The 16,267-nt window shown below is 59.8% G+C and carries 20 protein-coding genes and 1 tRNA gene; 6 read left to right on the top strand and 15 right to left on the bottom strand.

Annotation, left to right across the window (positions count from 1 at the left end):
• Positions 1-65: 65 nt before the first annotated feature.
• Positions 66-1,208 carry a CBS domain-containing protein gene (locus tag HFX_RS11545; protein WP_004059803.1) on the bottom strand — a complete coding sequence of 381 codons (1,143 nt, stop codon included), beginning with the start codon at positions 1,206-1,208 and terminating at the stop codon, positions 66-68.
• 556 nt (positions 1,209-1,764) lie between these two features.
• On the opposite strand from HFX_RS11545, the gene HFX_RS11540 reads away from it, so the two are divergent.
• Positions 1,765-2,664: a hypothetical protein gene (locus HFX_RS11540; protein WP_137685679.1), complete on the top strand. Its 900-nt coding sequence runs from the start codon at positions 1,765-1,767 to the stop codon at positions 2,662-2,664.
• A gap of 188 nt (positions 2,665-2,852) precedes the next feature.
• On the opposite strand, the gene HFX_RS11535 is transcribed toward HFX_RS11540, so the two are convergent.
• The 4 genes from HFX_RS11535 to HFX_RS11520 form a co-directional block, all read right to left on the bottom strand.
• Positions 2,853-2,927, bottom strand: a tRNA-Val gene (locus HFX_RS11535).
• A gap of 88 nt (positions 2,928-3,015) precedes the next feature.
• Positions 3,016-3,252 (bottom strand): hypothetical protein, encoded by a 237-nt coding sequence (locus tag HFX_RS11530; RefSeq protein ID WP_004059806.1) that lies wholly within the window; start codon positions 3,250-3,252, stop codon positions 3,016-3,018.
• Between the two features lie 231 nt (positions 3,253-3,483).
• Entirely contained in the window at positions 3,484-4,017 is a 534-nt protein-coding gene (locus HFX_RS11525; protein WP_004059807.1) for a cob(I)yrinic acid a,c-diamide adenosyltransferase, read from the bottom strand.
• Positions 4,014-4,256, bottom strand: coding sequence for a glutaredoxin family protein (locus HFX_RS11520; protein ID WP_004059808.1), 243 nt, complete (start codon positions 4,254-4,256; stop codon positions 4,014-4,016). The genes HFX_RS11525 and HFX_RS11520 overlap by 4 nt, the downstream gene beginning before the upstream one ends.
• A gap of 136 nt (positions 4,257-4,392) precedes the next feature.
• Between HFX_RS11520 and HFX_RS11515 the strand changes: the two genes are divergently transcribed.
• The 3 genes from HFX_RS11515 to HFX_RS11505 are packed head-to-tail and all read left to right on the top strand — an operon-like array spanning position 4,393 to position 7,261.
• Positions 4,393-5,469: a metal ABC transporter substrate-binding protein gene (locus HFX_RS11515; RefSeq protein ID WP_004059809.1), complete on the top strand. Its 1,077-nt coding sequence runs from the start codon at positions 4,393-4,395 to the stop codon at positions 5,467-5,469.
• A complete protein-coding gene (locus tag HFX_RS11510) occupies positions 5,466-6,266 on the top strand; it encodes a metal ABC transporter ATP-binding protein (RefSeq protein WP_004059810.1) in 801 nt (266 codons plus the stop codon). The genes HFX_RS11515 and HFX_RS11510 overlap by 4 nt, the downstream gene beginning before the upstream one ends.
• A complete protein-coding gene (locus HFX_RS11505) occupies positions 6,266-7,261 on the top strand; it encodes a metal ABC transporter permease (RefSeq protein WP_004059811.1) in 996 nt (331 codons plus the stop codon). The genes HFX_RS11510 and HFX_RS11505 overlap by 1 nt, the downstream gene beginning before the upstream one ends.
• Before the next feature lie 72 nt (positions 7,262-7,333).
• Here HFX_RS11505 and HFX_RS11500 read toward each other — a convergent pair whose 3' ends face one another.
• Positions 7,334-7,732, bottom strand: coding sequence for a hypothetical protein (locus HFX_RS11500; RefSeq protein WP_004059812.1), 399 nt, complete (start codon positions 7,730-7,732; stop codon positions 7,334-7,336).
• Positions 7,733-7,858: 126 nt separating this feature from the next.
• Here HFX_RS11500 and HFX_RS11495 point away from each other — a divergent pair, with 126 nt between their 5' ends.
• A complete protein-coding gene (locus HFX_RS11495) occupies positions 7,859-8,902 on the top strand; it encodes a phosphotransferase family protein (protein WP_004059813.1) in 1,044 nt (347 codons plus the stop codon).
• Positions 8,903-8,914: 12 nt separating this feature from the next.
• On the opposite strand, the gene HFX_RS11490 is transcribed toward HFX_RS11495, so the two are convergent.
• Entirely contained in the window at positions 8,915-9,142 is a 228-nt protein-coding gene (locus HFX_RS11490; RefSeq protein WP_014732492.1) for a hypothetical protein, read from the bottom strand.
• A gap of 402 nt (positions 9,143-9,544) precedes the next feature.
• Here HFX_RS11490 and HFX_RS20070 point away from each other — a divergent pair, with 402 nt between their 5' ends.
• Positions 9,545-9,721 carry a DUF7838 family putative zinc beta-ribbon protein gene (locus HFX_RS20070; RefSeq protein ID WP_004059815.1) on the top strand — a complete coding sequence of 59 codons (177 nt, stop codon included), beginning with the start codon at positions 9,545-9,547 and terminating at the stop codon, positions 9,719-9,721.
• 22 nt (positions 9,722-9,743) lie between these two features.
• Here the strand turns inward: HFX_RS20070 and gcvPB are convergent, their stop codons facing one another.
• The 8 genes from gcvPB to HFX_RS11455 all read right to left on the bottom strand — a co-directional run bounded on the left by gcvPB (position 9,744) and on the right by HFX_RS11455 (position 16,130).
• A complete protein-coding gene (gcvPB, locus tag HFX_RS11485; protein WP_004059816.1) occupies positions 9,744-11,165 on the bottom strand; it encodes an aminomethyl-transferring glycine dehydrogenase subunit GcvPB in 1,422 nt (473 codons plus the stop codon).
• Positions 11,165-12,508, bottom strand: coding sequence for an aminomethyl-transferring glycine dehydrogenase subunit GcvPA (gene gcvPA, locus HFX_RS11480; protein ID WP_004059817.1), 1,344 nt, complete (start codon positions 12,506-12,508; stop codon positions 11,165-11,167). Before gcvPA ends, gcvPB begins: the two co-directional genes overlap by 1 nt.
• 1 nt (position 12,509) lies before the next feature.
• Positions 12,510-12,890, bottom strand: a complete 381-nt coding sequence (gcvH, locus tag HFX_RS11475) for a glycine cleavage system protein GcvH (protein ID WP_004059818.1) — start codon at positions 12,888-12,890, stop codon at positions 12,510-12,512.
• On the bottom strand, positions 12,890-13,984 hold the full coding sequence (gene gcvT, locus HFX_RS11470) for a glycine cleavage system aminomethyltransferase GcvT (protein ID WP_004059819.1): 1,095 nt from the start codon (positions 13,982-13,984) through the stop codon (positions 12,890-12,892). The genes gcvH and gcvT overlap by 1 nt, the downstream gene beginning before the upstream one ends.
• A 232-nt stretch (positions 13,985-14,216) precedes the next feature.
• Entirely contained in the window at positions 14,217-14,459 is a 243-nt protein-coding gene (locus HFX_RS19160) for a hypothetical protein (protein ID WP_014732493.1), read from the bottom strand.
• A gap of 544 nt (positions 14,460-15,003) precedes the next feature.
• On the bottom strand, positions 15,004-15,363 hold the full coding sequence (locus HFX_RS11465; protein ID WP_231512874.1) for a DUF7344 domain-containing protein: 360 nt from the start codon (positions 15,361-15,363) through the stop codon (positions 15,004-15,006).
• Positions 15,364-15,413: 50 nt separating this feature from the next.
• Positions 15,414-15,809, bottom strand: coding sequence for a DUF7344 domain-containing protein (locus tag HFX_RS11460; protein WP_238547485.1), 396 nt, complete (start codon positions 15,807-15,809; stop codon positions 15,414-15,416).
• 87 nt (positions 15,810-15,896) lie between these two features.
• Entirely contained in the window at positions 15,897-16,130 is a 234-nt protein-coding gene (locus tag HFX_RS11455) for a hypothetical protein (protein ID WP_004059822.1), read from the bottom strand.
• Between the last annotated feature and the right edge of the window lie 137 nt (positions 16,131-16,267).

Here is a 16,267-nt window from a genome sequence, read left to right as displayed (position 1 = left end):
CCGGGCGACCCGGTCGAATCCTGTGGGCGCATCCGTTCGCGTGGCGTTTCAGTTCGTGTGGTCGATTACAGCTCGTTCAGCTTCCGCAGGAGCTGTCCGCGGTAGCGTTCGTCGGCTTCGAAGCCCTTCACTTCGAGCACGTTGCGTTCGAGTTTGTCGAGCGCGACGTGGAACGCGTGTTCTGCCCCGTAGCCCTCGCCGCTACCAGCCAGTTGGCCGTGGCTCGTGCGGAGCCGAATCTGGCACTGGATGAGCGGCGTGCCGCGGAGTTTCTCTTTGTGTTCGTGGAAGCGAACGTGGGCGTGGTGAACGTTCATCCGCTGGTACTTGTCTGCCACCTCGGTGATGGCCGAGACAATAGTCGAACGGGTGAGCGTCTCGAGCAGCCCGATGTTCGTGACCTGCACGTCCATCTGTTCTTCTTCCGTGTACGTGAGCGCGCGAAGCACGTCGGTCTTCGTCATGACGCCGAGCACCTCGCCGTCGTCGTCTTCCGGCGTGACGACGAGTCCGGCGATGTTGTCTTCGAACATGCGCGCGACTGCGTCGCGGACGCTCTCCCCGGGCGACGCCGTGCGCGCCGGACTGGTCATCAGGTCGTACACAGGGAGGTCGAGCATTCGGTCGGTGTCGCCGCGGCGGTCCTGTTTGCCCTGGCGGCCTTCGTCGCGCACCATGAACTCGACGAGGTCGTAGGTAGTCAGGATACCGGCGAGACGGTTTTCACTGTCGACAACCGGGAGCCGCGAGATACCGTGTTCTCGGAGCCGGTTGATAGCCTGCCCGAGGTGGTCGCGCTCGCCGATGGTGACGACATCGTCGGTGTAGATCTGTTCGACCGTCAGCGCGTCGAGATTGTCGAGGACTGCCTCGAGGATGGCGTCCTGCGTGATGATTCCGTACTGCTTTTCACCCTCGTAGACTGGCGCAACCTTCGTGTTGCCCTCGACGAGCATCCGTGCGACCTCGCGCACGTCCTCGTGTCGGTCTATCTTGGGGACGGCTTGGGTGAGAGCCGCTGCTTTCGTGTTGTCTTCGACGTGCGAGTTGATGAGTTGCTTCTCACCGATGACGCCCGCGTACTCGCCGTCGTTCTGGACGATGATGGCTTTAGGGTTCTCCCGCTCGAAGATAGAGCGGACCTTGCCTAATCGCTCGTCAACGTCGACCTCGATGAAATCAGGAGTGGCGATATCAGCAATATCCATAATACATTCTGATATACAACCTGTCCTGTCTTGAAACTTCGTCCCGTTACCACCCCACAAGAAGGAGCGAAATCGCAAGGCCCCGACGGGCTAAAGGCGCGAATTTCCGCGCGAGAAAGTCTGTGACTATGTTTAACAATGTCGTGGTAAATATTACCTTAAATTCGCAGACGCTTCCGTCGTCGTCACCGCTCGGCGTGCGCGCAACTCGGCTTGAACATCGTCGTCGAGCGCGTCGTTGTCGACGTGGTTTCTGCGGAGGGAGAGCCGTGTATCACTCGCAGTCTCGTCAAAGATTTCTGCCTCTCGGTCGGGTATACGGTGCTTGTCGTCCTGTTGGTGTGGTTCGGATTGCTCAGTGCCCAGCGGGGATTTTGGCGGCGCTTGGTCAGTGAAGTGGTGTAGAAGCGGTGAGATGGAGGTTTCAGAAGGTGTGCGTGTCTATTTTGGTATCTGTTATTTCTCCTAACTTGTTATTCGTGCTAGCTATTATCGCACTTCCTCGCGAATATTGAATTGCCCTATGAAGAGTACGCTTCGACAGTTCGGAGGGCGAATGAAACGTATTCGCTCGAAAGTAGCGGTGCAGAATCGCTTCGACAAACGCGCTCAGTCTTCTTCAGTTGCGGTTATCGCAGTCGGGCTTGCACTAATTGTCGTCGTTGGTACGCTCGGGGCGGGGCTTTCGAGTTCCACCGGTTCATCTCAATCGCCAGCACCTGATCCGATGGGCGTGTCAGAGAGTTCGTCACCACATATCGCTTCAGACCGCCAGTTCAGTCACTCAGAGCCAGCACCGATGGCCCGCCGGAACGGGACACTGCTGCTTAATCTGGACACCATCTCACCCGGCGACCCACTTCGGATCGTGTTTACGGCAACCGATGGACGCGTCACTCTGCACGGAGGTGGAACTATCGCTGTCGTTGAAATCCACCAACGAACCCGAAATGGGTGGGTCACAGTCAAAGATCAGGGGCTCGTTCTCGATATTGGGACAACGCTCTCACCCGGTGATTCCATCGTCAATACATGGGATGTCCCAACCAATACGACACCCGGAGAGTACCGTGCGGTCTATCACACGGTTGGTCCGGATTACACCGAACGATTCACAGTCTGCACCGTCTCGGACCTCAGAGACAGGTACGACGACGACCTGCTAGAGCGTGACGGCGTGTGGGGTGTCAGTGGCGACCGGGAGTTGGTCATCCACGTCGAATCTGCCCACGTCGCCGACCGGGTTTACGCCACGCTTCCGGAGCCAGTTGTCGACTGTCCGGTTCCAGTCCGGTTCGACATTAGTGAGCAGATTATCCCTGAACCAGACGAACCTGATTCGAATGAGTCTGAATCGAATGAATCTGAAATCGGTGACTCCCTTGTCCTTGAACCGGATGAACCCGAATCGAACGAAACTGAGTCGAACGAATCCGTTGTGAATACGGGTCAATAGGTGGTTGAATTGTGGTATCGGCGAGTTCCTATTGTGTGAGAAGCACGTGACGCAGTGGGTTGGGGCAGATTCGAACTTTGGTCGCTCCACTCACTGCGTTCGCTTCGCTCCCGAGTTCGAATCTGCCGTCTCCATTTTCGATTCCACGGACTCCTCGCTATCGCTCGTCGTTGCGAGGAATCAGAAAATGGGTTGGGGCAGATTCGAACTGCCGACCTGCTCCGTGTGAAGGAGCCGTCATAACCTAGCTAGACCACCAACCCGGCTACGGATTCTGCTTTCCCGCGCCGCCAATTAAGACTTACGTTGTGCCCCGATTAGGGGCAGAACGCGACTCCTTTGCCGGCAGGATTACCGCACGCGCCTGCGGACTTTCCGCACGGCCTGCCGACCTTGGGTAGCCGCTTCCCGGGCACCCCGTTCGACACGCTCGCGAGGCGTCTGCGGCCCCGCTTCCTCTGCTTCCTCACGCCCGAGCATCTCCATCAGACGGCGGCGGAGCGGTTCTGTCTCTTCGGTGAGACCGTCGTACAGGTGCTCAAACCCTCGTCGGAAGTAGTATCTCGCATCACTGAAGTGTCGGTTCATGCCCCCATATAGTCCCGGCAACGAGAAAACGATTATGTCAATAGATACCAAGACTCATATTTCAGAGAAAGAGCGATACACTTTAGTGATTCTTAGGCGTACCTAAAACTGGGACACCGACCACCCCCCGTGGTTGGCCCCCAGTTAGCGTCTGGCCCTTCCGGGGCGGCGATACCGTGGGCACGATTCGTCCGTCCTGGACACCTTATCCTCCCGTGAGCGTCTGCACTCTCAGTATGTCGGCGACGCTTCAGGGACGCCGTCGCGTTTGTTGACCAGTCGAGCGTAGACGAAAAGCGCGTCCGACAGTCGGTTGAGATAGGCGACGACTTCGGCATTGATGGGTTCCTCGGAGGCGAGCGAGACGGCGCGCCGCTCCGCTCGTCGGGAGACGGTGCGGGCGTGGTGGAGTTTCGCCCCCGTTTCGCTTCCGCCGGGGAGGATAAACGAGGTAAGCGGGTCGAGCTCCTCGTCGGCTTCGTCGATTCGTGTTTCGAGTGCTTCGACGTGTTCCTCGCGGACCTGCGGGTCGTCTTCGTCGGGGTCGGGATTTGCAAGGTCCGCCTGGACGATGTGGAGGTGGTTCTGTACGATTTCGAGGAGTTCGTCCACGTCGTCGTACCCGGTCGGACGGGCGGTCCCGACGATGGCATTTACCTCGTCGACGGTGCCGTACGCCTCGATTCGGTGGCTCGTTTTCGACACGCGGGTCATATCCCGCAGGTCGGTCATTCCTTCGTCGCCGCGGCCGGTGTATACTTTCATTGTGCGAGAGTCTGGTCGATGTACTGGAGAATCTTTTCGCTTTCGGCCATCGTCACGCCGTGGTCGTCGTCCACGAGAACGGGGACAGCGCGCTGGCCGCTGACTCGCTTTACCTCATCGCGCTCGGAGTGAAGCGCATCGACCCAGTGTGTCTCGTAGTCGACACCGGCGGTCGAAAGCGCGTCGTGGACCGCCTCACAGAACGGACAGCCATCGAGCGCGTATAACACGATTCCCATATTCGGCTTTGGGTGTCCCCCGGGAAAGAGATTTGCACCGGCAGCTATCTGCTTGCCCTCGCCAAAATTAGACTAGTCTAAAATCATACTTAGAGCAACAAATATATGTGTTGGGTGTAATCTACTTCATATTGTAATGGATGACAAAAGTCGTCTGACGAATTCGGCTGTCTCGCGTAGGAAGATTCTTACAGCGGGGGCCGGACTCGCCACCGCCGGATTCGCCGGTTGTCTGGGTGGAACGAGTAGTACTGTTAGCGGGGGTAACTCCAATTCTGGGTCCGACGATGGACCCGTTGCCGTCGCGTCATTCTTCAGTTTCTACGATTTCGCGCGGAAGATTACAAAGGACACGCCGGTCACGGTGAAGAATCTGATACCGACCGGTCTCCACGGCCACGGGTGGGAACCCGACGCGAGCGTCACGAGAGATATCATCGAAGCGGACGCGTTCATCCATGTCGGAGAGGACTTCCAGCCGTGGGCAGACCGCGCGATTCAAACGCTGAAAGACGACGACATCGACACCCAACTCATCAACGTCCGCGAGGGTGTCGAACTCGTCGAACTCGCCGCCAGCCTCGACAGGGACGAAGAGGGCGTCGGTCAAGGTCGCGGGAAAGACCCGCACTTCTGGCTCGACCCGCAGCGTGCGAAAACCTCCGTCGACAACATCACGGAGGGGCTGGTCGAACTCGCACCCGACCACGAAGATACCTTCCGCGAGAACGCGTCGACGTACAAGACCGACGTACTCGACCGAATCGACCAGGACTACCAAGATATCTTCGACCGCGCATCTCGGGACGTCGTCCAGCTGGCAGCCCACAACGCGTTCCAGTACATCGGCGTCCGCTATGGCGTCGAGATGCGCCCGCTCGTGGTCAATCTCGCAGCCAGCGGCGACGTGAAGCCGTCGGACATCACGGAAGCAAAGAACGTTATCGACGAAAACGACATCAAGTACATCGGTGCCGGCGTCTTCGAGACGCGCAAGCCCGCGAAACAGCTAATTGCTGAGACCGCAGTCGAGTCGTACTACCCAGTGACTCCCTACGCGGGCGTCCGCGAGGAGTGGGTCGAAAACAACTGGGGCTACGAGGAAATCGCGTACAAAATCAACATGCCCACCTTCGAAGTCGTCCTCGGCAACAAGTCCCCAACTGAGGCGGGCTACGACGGGTGGGCTGACGAGTGGAGGAACTTTGAATGAGCATTTTAAGCGATAAAGAACACGCTGAACCGGAATCGGAGCCGAAATCAGCAGCCGAATCGGCGGACCCGCTCATCGAACTGTCGAACGTCGAGTTCGGGTACACCGCGGCACCCGTCGTCGAAGATATCTCGCTCCGTATCAACCCCGGCGAGTACGTCGCCGTCGTCGGCCCGAATGGCTCGGGGAAGTCGACGCTGATGAAGCTCATCCTCGGCTTACTCCAACCCGATACGGGGTCGGCGCAACTGTTCGGTGAACCCTCGCGCACGTTCGACGACGGCGCTCGTATCGGGTACGTCGCTCAGCACGCGAGCGCCTCGAAGGAGATGCCAATCACGGTTCGGGAAGTCGTCAAAATGGGTCGGTTCCCCCACGTCGGCTTCGGGATACTCTCGGGCAAAGACCACAAAATCGTCGACGAAGCGCTCGCCACGGTCGGGATGTCGGCCTTTGCTGACCGACGCGTAACCCAACTCTCGGGTGGCCAGCGCCAGCGCGCGTTCATCGCCCGCGCACTCGCCGGGGAAGCCGACTTACTCGTCTTGGACGAGCCAACAGTCGGTGTCGACGCCGAGTCGGTCGACGCGTTCTACGACCTGCTCGAATCGCTCAACGAGGACGGAATCACGATTCTCCTCATCGAGCACGACCTCGGCGCGGTCACTGACCACGCAGAGCGTATCGTCTGTCTCAACCGTGAAGTGTACTTCGACGGTCCGACCGACGACTTCGTCGAGAGCGACGCGCTCGCCCGGGCCTTCGGGACGGCCGCGACGTTCATGGGTGATGTGTGATGCACATCGAACTCTTCACCCTGTTGCAGGCCGGTCCGTTAGACACGGTCCTCGCACCACTCTACTGGTTCCTCTCGCTCTGGTCGGACCTGCTGTTCGTCGTCCGCGACGTGACGGGACTCGAATTTCTCCAGTACCAGTTCATGCACCGGGCCATCCTCGTCGGTCTCTGCATCGGCGTGATGGCTCCTCTCATCGGGACGTTTCTGGTTCATAGGCAACTCGCGCTCATCGGCGACGCCCTCGCACACACCGCCTTCGCCGGTGTCGCGGTCGGGTTGTTCCTCAACGGCGTATTCAGCCTCGGCGTCTCGCCGTACCTGACGGCCGTCGTCGTCGCCGTCATCGCCGCACTCCTCATCGAACTCATCTCCGAGGCGACCGACGCCTACAACGACGTGTCGATGGCAATCGTGCTCTCGACCGGGTTCGCGCTGGGGACGGTGCTTATCAGCCTCAACGCGGGCGGCCTCGCAGTCGGTATCAACCAGTATCTCTTCGGGAATCTCTCGACCGTTTCCGCGGAGAACGCGGCTATCCTCCTCGTTCTCTTCGGTATCATCGTCGCGACGATTGCCCTCACCCGGAACCAACTGCTTTACGTCACCTTTGACGAGACCGCAGCAGCAGTGTCGGGCATCTCGGTCACGTGGTACAACCGCGTGATGGTCATGCTCACCGCGCTGGTCGTCGTCGGTGCGATGCAGATTATGGGCGTCATCCTCGTCGCCGCGATGCTCGTCGTCCCGGTCGCGGGCGCGGCGCAGGTCTCCAAGAGTTTCACCGAGTCGCTTCTCGTCTCGGTCGTTCTCGCCGAACTCGCGGTCCTCCTCGGTATCGGTGTCTCTTACTACGGTGGGGCCACTGCGGGGGGCGTCATTGTCCTGTTCGCAGTAGGTATCTACGCCGTCTCCGTCGTCATCGGCAAACTGCAGGAGCGGGCCGGAGAAGATACAGTTCCTGAACTGGGAAGCATCGACTCGTCCGACGCGTAACTAGCTTCTGAACGCTGCGGAGATTCGCTTCTTGTTCGTGTGTCTCCAAAGTCGAGTGTCACCGCTCTGAGCTCAGTGAGAACCCACCCGTTCGTCGAGCCACTGCTGCGCCTCGGACCGCGAACTGTACATTACGCCGGGGCAGCCGAACTTCTTTCCCATCAGACGCTTGACCACCGGCTTGAAGAGGCGGAATAGCGTGCGAGATTCGGTAACAACGGCGATTCCACGACAATACTGCTCGATTTCCGCCCGGTTCGCTGCAAGCCACTCGTCGCGCCGCTTCGTCGCTTCCTTGGTTTCGTCTTTGCTTCCCCCAAACGACTGCTTCTCCAAGAGGACAGCAAACTCCGATTCGCGGGATAACCACCCGTCGAAAGCCGTCAGAAACGCCTCCGTTTCCTGTACTGCTGGTCCACCATCGAACGTCACGGTGACTATCGGCCAGTCGTCGTCGTTGATTTCGGCCATCGGTAGAACATCTTCTGTAGCCCACATATATTTTAGGCCGGCCTAAAAACATTGCAGTCTGTCGGTTGTCATGCTCGAAACAGTGGCTCCGAAATCGTATTGTGTTGTGAACGTGAGGTGTTTGCTATGTCGACACCACCGTCGTCTCTCACGCGTGCCGACGTTTCTCAGGCGCTCCGTCGGGTGGATGCGCCGGAACTCGAAGGATATCTCCCTCTCTCGGAGGCATCGTTGATGCACGTGGGCGACGGTTTCAACGACGTATTCGTTCTCTCTCCTCCCCAAGGCAAAGCCCGAGACGACCGAGACACCGACCGACTCGTCGTTAAGTTCGGGACCTACTCCGAACCGAGACACCTCCGCGCGGGCGTGACCGCCTACCAACTCCTCGCGGAGTTCACCGACCTCCCGGTCCCCGAAGTCGTCGCGTTCGACCAGGGTGACGACCAAACCCCTCCGTTCGTGGCGATGGAACACCGCCCCGGCGCGGCGCTGGCCGGTGGCTTTCCCGACACGGAGCGGGCGACGGACCCCGCCGCGGTTCGACTTCTCGGGGCGGTCATGGCCGCGTTCGGGTCGATTCCCGCACGAGCCACCGACGGGTACGGATACATCCAGCGTACCGACTACCGCGACGGTAGCCCGGTCGCCGTCGGCGAGTACGACGATTGCTCGTCGTGGCTCGTCGAGTACGGGACCGAACTCTACGACGCGGCGGCGGACCACGAGTCGCTGAACGCAATCGTTCCGGATGTGCTCGAATTCCTCCGAGCGAACCGCAACCGACTACCGGAGGCCCCATCTCCCTCTGTCATTATCACGGACTTCTCGCCAGCGAATCTGATGAGCCGAGATGGGACTCCGCCGAACAGTGTCGATGAACTCACCGGTGTCATCGACCTCGAACGAGCCAAAATCGGCCCGCTGGAGTTCGCCGCCGTCAACGCTGAGTACCTGTTGACGCGGTACGTCGACGACCCGGCCCCCATTCGTGACGCGCTCTACGACCCGCTTCCATTCGGTCCGGGGGTGCCGAAGCGGGACTTCTACCGAGTGCTTGCGATGGGGCGGTCGGTGGCGGCGCTTCCGTTTTGGTACGACTCAGAGGACGAGATGTACGAGCAGCGGGCGAGGGAGATTGCGTCGGAACTTGAGCGGATTGTTCGGTGAGCAAGCCGAGTTTTACTCCGATTGGTTCTCGTAGACGTTTCCGGTTGGGTCCCAGAGCAAATCGACGAGACTGCCGACGCCTAGGAGAATCAAAAGTATCGGGAGGTCCGTCGGTGCCCCGAGAACGTACGCAACCACGCCGACGACGCCGAGCGGGACCGCAGCGAGGCGTTGGATGTGTGGAATGTGCTGGAGCAGTAAATTACTGCATGCGTACGCCGTCAGAGAGGCGAGAAGCACTACTCGAATCAACGCTCGGCCGCGTACGAAAGTCCAGACGGTCGCTGCACCGAGGACCACCGTGAGAAGGCCAAACAGTAGTGAGTGATACCCCAAGGAATTCGGTTTGGAAGTGGAGGGCACAAGCGCTGGTTACGGCCCCCAGACGATAATCTTTTGACACACTGACTAGCCAGTCGTAGCTGAATCGCTCCGCCGTTCGAGTTCGTAATGAGAAACCAGTCCGACTGTCAAAGGCGGACCTTCCCCGGTGTCACCTCCCCCGGACGGCCATCCGAGTCGTTCTCGTACTGATTCGAACCATCTCGGACTATTTCATATCGCGCTATCTGATTTATCACACCGTTAAACACCCGCCGACGAACCAATATCTTCAACAACGACCCCGACAGAATCCGGGGTATGAGCGACCTCGAAATCGAGCGCGACTGCCCCGTCTGCGGTAACGACACGTTCTACCTCGCCGCCAGCATGCTCGTCCACCTCGGCAAGAAAACCAAGTGGCACTGCACCGAGTGCGACTACGGCTACATCCACATCACCGACGACGTGGAAACCTACGTCGAAGCCGAAGCGTAACCGCCGAAAAAGAGATTCTTCGTTATTCGTCCTGTTCGAGCGCCTGCCACGAAAGCCGCGGGTTCCGGGCCGCAGACACCTGGTCGATGCGGCGAGCGCTCGTCTTCGAGGGCGCAGATTCGAGTGCCTCGTCAGAGTCAGCATATGCGGCGTTAAAGGCGTGTGCGAGGTCGTCCAGGGACGCCTTGTCCTCGACTTCCGTGGGTTCGGTGAGCATCGCCTGCGAGACGAGTTCGGGCCACTTCGTCGTCGGCGGGTGGACGCCGTAATCGAGCATGCGCTTTGCCACGTCTGCGGCGTCTCGGTCGCCGGCAGTCGCCGCGAACTCGTGGTGGAACGGTCCGTACGGGACCTCCAAGTCCACCTGCGAAGCGAGGTAATTCGCGTTCAGCACGGCCTTCGCGCTGGAGTCTGCGAGGCCGTCGTCGCCCAGACGGGCGATGTAGGCGTACGCCTTGATGAGCACCAGCCAGTTGCCGGTGAAGCCGTGAACCTTGCCGATGGACGACTCCGGCTCGTACTGTTCGTACCCCGCGGCCGTCTCGCGAACCATCGGACTCGGGAGGAATTCTGCGAGTTCGTCGACGACGCCGACCGGGCCGGCACCGGGACCACCGCCGCCGTGCGGCGTGGCAAACGTCTTGTGGACGTTGTAGTGAACGATGTCGAAGCCCATATCACCGGGGCGAGCGCGCCCGAGGAGGGCGTTGAGGTTCGCCCCGTCGTAGTAGAGCAGGCCGCCAGCGTCGTGGACCATCTCGGCGATGTCGACGATGTCGCGTTCGAACAATCCGAGCGTGTTCGGGTTCGTGAGCATGAGCGCGGCCGTCTCCTCGGAGATGGCGGCGTCCAGCGCCTCCATATCGACGCGACCATCGTCGTCCGAGGGGAGTTCGACCACGTCGTAGCCCGCCAGGGCGGCCGATGCGAAGTTCGTCCCGTGGGCCGACGAGGGGATGATAATCTCCGAGCGGTCGTCGTCGCGCGACTCGTGATACGCTTTTGCGACGAGAATACCCGTGAATTCGCCTGCGGCACCCGCTGGGGGATGGAGCGTCACGGCGTCCATGCCGCCGATTTCGGCGAGATACTCCTGGAGACCGTGCAGGAGACCGAGTGTCCCCTGAACCGTCCGGTCGGAGCGGGCAGGGTGGACAGCGGCGTTGGGGTCGGCCGCAACGTCCTCGGTGAACGACGGGTTGTACTTCATCGTACACGACCCGAGCGGGTACGGCCCCAGTTCGACGCTGTAGTTCATCTGCGACAGACGCGTGTAGTGTCGCGCCAGCTGCGGCTCCGAAAGCCCCGGTAGCGTGAGTTCGTCGCGGGTCAGGTCGTCCGGGAGGACGTCCTCCGAGTCGACCTCGACGGTAGTGCTGTCCTTTTCGGACAGAAGCGGCTCGTACACGTCGTCGCGGCTGAATCGGGCTTGGTCGAAGTTCATTAGGCTACCTCCTCGAAGGCCGCGACCAGTTCATCCGCGGCATCGGCGTTCACGTCGGTGATACAGACCTGAATGTAGTGGTCGTCGAGGGCGTGGACCGCGAAGCCGCGACCCGCGAGGTCGTTCGTGATAGCGGGTGCAGGCTGGTCCGTGTGGACGACGAACTCGCGGAAGTGGTGTCGGTCGTGGACCGGCGCTTGCAGACCCGAAATGTTGTCGAGGCGCTTTGCGAGGTTCCGCGCGTCGGTGACGGCGTCCGTAGCGAGGTTGACGAGACGGTCCGGACCGAGCCACGCCATGTGCATGGCGGTTCGGAGCGCGACCCACGCCTGATTCGTACAGATGTTCGAAGTCGCACGTTCCTTGCGGATGTGCTGTTCGCGAGTCTGGAGCGTCAGCGTAAAGGCCCGCTTGTCGGCGGTGTCTTCGGACGTGCCGACGAGTCGGCCCGGGACCTGCCGCAGGAACTTCTCGCGGGTGGCGAAGATACCGAGACCCATACCGTAGGCCGTGCCGACACCGAGTGCGTCGGCCTCGCCGACGACCACGTCGGCACCGACGCTCGCGGGTTCTTCGAGAAGCGCCAGCGCGACGAGGTCGCTGCCGAGACAGAACAGCGCGTCGTTCTCGTGGGCGAGGTCGCCGATGCCGGTGAGTCGCTCCTCGATGACACCGCGGACGGTCGGACTCTCGGCGTAGACCATCACGGTCTCGTCGTCGACGAGGTCCGAAAGGGCGTCAATGTCGACTGCGCCGTCGTCCATCGGGTACTCGCCGATTGCCATGTCCGCGCCGTCGAGGTAGTTTTCGAGGACGCCGAGGCGGCCTTCGTGAAGGTGCTCAGGAACGAGCACGCGGTGGCCGCTCGCGCCGCGTCGAAGGCGGTTTGCGAGGAGTGCGGCCTCGGCGAGGGCGGTCGCAGCGTCGTACATCGAGCAGTTCGCGACCGGAAGCCCGGTCAGTTCGACCAGCATCGACTGGTACTCGAAGAGTACCTGCAGGAAGCCCTGCGCGATTTCAGGCTGGTACTGCGTGTAGGACGTGAGGAACTCGGAGCGACGCGAGAGGTCGTCAACAAGCGCTGGCACGTAGTGAGCGTGGTGGCCGCGGCCGAGGAACTCAGTCAGGTCTTCGTTGCGCGCAAAGAGGTCCGCAAGCGACTGTCTGAGTTCCTGTTCGTCCATGCCGTCGATGCCGAATTCGCCGTCGAAGCGGACCTCCTCGGGGATATCGAAGAGGGCTTCGGCGCTGTCGACACCGATTGCATCCAGCATCGCGGCTTCGTCGGCGTCGGTATGTGGGGCGTACGGGCTTCCGGCCCGCCGTCCGTTTCCAGCCGTCATCTCACTCCGTCTGCTCGCGGTACTCCTCGGGAGAGAGGAGGTCGTCGAACTCGTCCGTGTCGGACGGTTCCATCTCGAACATCCAGCCGTCGCCGTAGGGGTCGTCGTTGACGAGTTCGGGTGCGTCGAACAGTGCTTCGTTGACCGCGGTGACCGTTCCCGAAATCGGCGCGTAGAGGTCGGAAACCGCCTTGATACTCTCGACGACACCGAACTCGTCGCCGGCGTCGAGTTCGTCGCCCTCGGTGGGGAGTTCGACGAAGACGACGTCGCCCAGTTCGTCCTGTGCGAAGTCGGAGATACCGATGCGGACGGTGTCGCCTTCGGTGGTGGTCCATTCGTGCGATTCCAGGTACTTGCGGTCGTCGGGAATTTCGAACATTATTGGTTGATAAAGGGAGGTGTGACGATTTCTGCGCGCTTCTCACGGCCGCGGACGAGGACGTGAACCTCTGTTCCGTCGTCCGCGTATTCGACGGGGACGTAGCCGAGACCGATCGGTTCCGACAGGGTCGGACTCATCGTCCCGCTCGTCACCACGCCGATGACCTCGCCGTCTTCGGTGGCGATGTCGTAGCCGTGCCGGGGAACACCCCGGTCGAGGAGGGTAAAGCCGACGAAGGTTTCGTCGACGCCCGCCTCGTGTTGCTGTTCGAGGGCGTCGCGGCCCACGAACTCTGTGTCCAATTTGACAACGAAGCCGATACCGGCCTCGTAGGGGGTTCGAGGCTCGTTTTCTGGGTCGAAGTCCTGCCCGGAGAGCAGATAGCCCATCTCCAGTCGGAGCGTGTCGCGGGAGCCGAGTCCACACGGAGTGGCGTCCAGCGCCGACCACACGGTCTCGGCGTCACCCCACGGACAGAGAATCTCGAAGCCGTCTTCGCCGGTGTAGCCCGTTCGGGCGACCCAGCACTCGATGCCCGCCACGTCGGCGAACGTCGCCTGGAACTTCGAGAGGTCGCCTAAACTGGCGTCAGGTGCGGCCTCGGAAACCGTGTCGAGTGCGTCGGGACCCTGCACCGCGAACATGGCCCAGTCCTCGGTGACATCCTCGACGGTGGCGTCGAGGTCCCACTCGTCACGGAACGAGGCCCACCGGTCGTACATCTCTTCGTCGTGCCCAGCGTTCGGGATGAAGAGGTACACCCGGTTATCTCGGTCCGGGAGTCGATAGACGACGGTGTCGTCGATGATGACGCCCTCGTCGTTCACGATGGCCGAGTACTGCGAGTCACCCGGTTCGAGGGCCGCCACGTCGTTCGTCGTTAGGCGTTGCATCAACGCGGTTGCGTCCGGGCCAGACACCTCAATCTCACTCATATGTGAGACATCGAAGATGCCAACGGACTCACGGACGGCCGCGTGTTCTGCCTTGATGGAGTCGTACTCCACTGGCATGTCCCATCCGCCGAACTCGGTGAAATGCGCCCCAGCGTCTTCGTGGGCGTCGTATAACGGCGGTTTTCGAAGGCCCATACAGGGCACTGCGAACTACGATAAGTAATGCTTTGGTATCTTCTCTCGCGGTATGTACATCATCGTGCACTAATCGGTACTTGTTTGCGGGTAAAAACACCACAAACCCGCAACTAACGCGGTGGAACTTTCCTTATGGATGGGGTTTGGAGCACACTGTCTGAAAGAGTGATAAACTGAATAGTGCGATACTAAAGTGCAGTTGTGCGGTCCTACGATGGGTGACTCGGTTTCACGAGTGGGATCTGGCGACCACGATTTGGCCACCATCGACCGATTCAGTGGTTACCGTATGGGGTAACTGCTCTTCTGCAACCGGAACCAAGTGCAACAGCGTCCCCTCGTTCGTTTCTACCCATTCCGAACCATCTTCGGGGTCCCAACAGCAGACGTGCCAGACATCATTCTCCAACCGTTCCCAGATCTGGACATCTGAGTAGTACTGCCCGTCTGAACAGGAAAAGAACGCCCTCATGATGGCCTCCGTCCGCTACTCAAAACAGGCATCCACCGGTATTGTCTGTCCGGGACTGCCGACATCATTGTTCCGAGACTTCGGGCGAAACACGTCGTTACGAACCGCTTGTGATGATGTATGTACATGATTTGTCTTCGTAAGTTGTTGCCGGCCAAACCACGGTAACCACCTTTGCACGGGATTCGTTCAGTCGGAGACAACCGACCGTACCGTTCCACCGAGGAGACCGTTTGATCTCCTGTTTTGCCACCATTTCTCACTCAGGTGGTGGACGTCGTTTGGACGGCATCCAAAGGGATGTGCTTGGTTGACACGAACCCAATAGCTAGTCGACTAGTTGACTGAGATGTGTAAGAGGGCTAGCTTACTAGGGCTAGTTCTCGCGTCGATATCGCCATTCGTCGGGACACGCAGAACGGATTAGTGTCACTCATCCAAATAGTATCAATCATCCAAGCCATGAATAGAATAAACCACACCTTCCGTTTCCCGGTCTCTAACTGGTGTGAAGTGGCCGGAATCAACTGATAGCAAGTATCAGTTAGGAGCTAACAGTATCGTCGTAGTCGTCGATACTCTGTTCGTCAACGACGCGTATATCGGCCACTGCAGCCGCACCGTATCCCGAACGCGAAACGAGGTCCTGTTCCTGGTCGTACACGGCGACGTTGGCATGCACCAGTCGCGGGAGGTGTGTGTGATAGAGTTCCAGATAGATGTCTCGAACGTCCTCAGCTGGAATTTCGGTAAGGGGACAGTCGTTCTCCCAGACCGCCAGTTCGTCCGCCATATCGGCTAACGAGAGCGTCACATGCCGTTCGAGGTGAACCAGCATCTGACGGCGGTAGGGGTGTGTGGGGAGTTGAGAGCAGTTCGTCGCTGTATTGGGGTCTTTGGACATGGGAGATGGTGTGTATATGGTAGCTCTGTTGTAGGTCGATTCAGGGTGTGTTACCCGACGCCACTCTCACATCCCGGGCTGAATTCATCCGTCTGAACGTCGTCGTTGGCGGCGAGAGCAAGATAAGGAAGCAAGGCGTCTGCTGTCGCCTCGGGTTCGACCAGACGTTGCTCCGGGTAGAACGTGACGACACCACTGTCAGCGAGTTTCGGGAGATGAACGTGGTAGAGAGACGTAACGAGTCGCTCCCGGTCGTCCAGAGGCGTCTCCTCGCACGCCACGAGTTGGTCAGCTAACTCCTGTAACTCGATGGTATCGGAGTGATGTGTGAGATACCGTAGGATGTAGCGTCGCCGTCTACTGCGAAGTAGATCGAATGTGACATCTAGAGAGACCTCATTGCCATGTGAATCCATCTCTGACCAGTGCCGATCTGGATCGGTCATTATAATCATTTGTCGTGGGGGACTACCGAAAACCGGGAGACTAGCTTACTAGCGATAGATGAGTGAACGGTCCACTACCGCAGAATCTTACGATTCGCTAGTGGAATCCGCCCCGCCGACTGCATCTCCGAGACCATCCGCGTTCGCCGAAGTTTTAACGTACTCCGAAAGGGCCTGATGTTCGTGGTATTTCTCCGAATCGTCGGTCCGCCGGAGACGAGCTTCTTCTTGTCGCTCCGTTACCGTCGATTTGCCGGTAATCTCGATAAACAGGTCGCGGTACTTCTCAATCTGCTGTTGATTGGTGGTTTTTTCGCTCATTATCCTATCACGGGGCGCTTCGTTTCGGTGCTCAAAGCCGAGTTCCGCGTGAGGCGTTGGTCCACCGGTAACGTGGCGGCCAACGCATCGGGGAGCGTTAGCTGGCAGTCAACGTTGTGCAGTGCGGTGAGCGTGGG

The sequence above is a fragment of the Haloferax mediterranei ATCC 33500 genome (assembly GCF_000306765.2).
Lineage (GTDB): Archaea > Halobacteriota > Halobacteria > Halobacteriales > Haloferacaceae > Haloferax > Haloferax mediterranei.
Note: the sequence above shows the minus strand (reverse complement) of the source record. Positions and strands in the feature narration are given on the sequence as shown.